The following is a 1147-nucleotide window of genomic DNA, read 5'->3' on the forward strand; positions in this document are numbered from 1 at the left end:
TTTTTTCATCAGTTGCAGCTACAGTGTCTAACGACGAAAGTGCAACTCCATTTGGCTGTTGACGGCCAAAAATATCAGTTTCTAGCTCATTGATACCAGTGTCGATGAGATCGCGGCTTTTTGTCACCCCTTGTTCAATCTCTTCATTCATAAACCCCGCAAGGTCTTTTTCAGCCATAGCAAAGCCTCGACTAACTCCCTCTCTCGCTTGGCTAAATAAACCATTAAGCTTTTCGTCACTCGCACCACCGCTAGCAGCACCTCTAATGACACCGCCTACAAACTTAAGTACATTTCTGGCAACTTTTTCGAAGTCGAAAAGGCTGCTCGACTTTTCTTCAATATTTTTTTCTTTGGTTTCTTGTGGCTTTTGACCGTCAATTTCTAACGCTTCATTAAGGCTACTACTTACCACACTTAAGCCAATACTGGTTTGGCTACTTGAAACAGATACAGATGCAGCTTGTTGCTTCGAAAACTCGAGCGCTTGCTGCAATCCATCTTGCTGCAACTGCTTTTTCAACGCCTCGTTTGGGTGAACCGTTGCCTTTTGTTCCGCTTTCTGATCGACCTTTTGGTCGCCCATAAAAGCTTTAATTTGACCCACGTTCATAATTTGATCCTCACTATCCTCATTCCTATTATCGGCCAAGAATCAGTATTGTTTAATTTTAATACAGGTTTTTTTCTAAAAGCTATTTAGAAACTTACTCTCAATAATAATGAAGAAGTAGATACCGCTTCTTGCAGTTATTTTTTAAGGGACTACAATTCGCGACCTCAACAATGAATGGAGAATTTAATGACCAGTAATGAACAACAACGCTACCAAGATCAGTTAGACGAAAAAGTAAATCGTCTCGCCGCGTTGCTTTCTCCATTCAATGCTCCTGAGCTTTCTGTATTTCCATCACAGCCAACACGCTACCGTATGCGCGCAGAGTTTAGAGTATGGCATGAGGGTGATGACTTATTTCACATCATGTTTAATCAGGAAACGAAAGAAAAATATCGCGTAGATAGCTTTCCACCTGCATGTAAGGCAATAAACGATGCGATGACACTATTGCTTGAAAAAGTAAGACCAAATGACGCACTCAGAAAAAAGCTATTTCAAATCGACTACCTTTCTGCGCTGTCTGGCGAG

At 41.3% G+C, this 1147-nt stretch carries 1 protein-coding gene and 1 pseudogene; one reads left to right on the top strand and one right to left on the bottom strand.

The features are described from left to right. Positions 1–613: DUF5610 domain-containing protein (locus tag KL866_RS09230; RefSeq protein WP_214994762.1), on the bottom strand; the 613-nt coding region annotated here is incomplete at its 3' end. 189 nt (positions 614–802) lie between these two features. Here KL866_RS09230 and KL866_RS09235 point away from each other — a divergent pair. Then, positions 803–1147, top strand: a pseudogene (locus KL866_RS09235) (tRNA (uridine(54)-C5)-methyltransferase TrmA); the annotation flags it as partial.

Origin of the sequence: Alteromonas sp. ALT199 (assembly GCF_018619335.1) — a bacterium.
Taxonomy (GTDB): domain Bacteria; phylum Pseudomonadota; class Gammaproteobacteria; order Enterobacterales; family Alteromonadaceae; genus Alteromonas.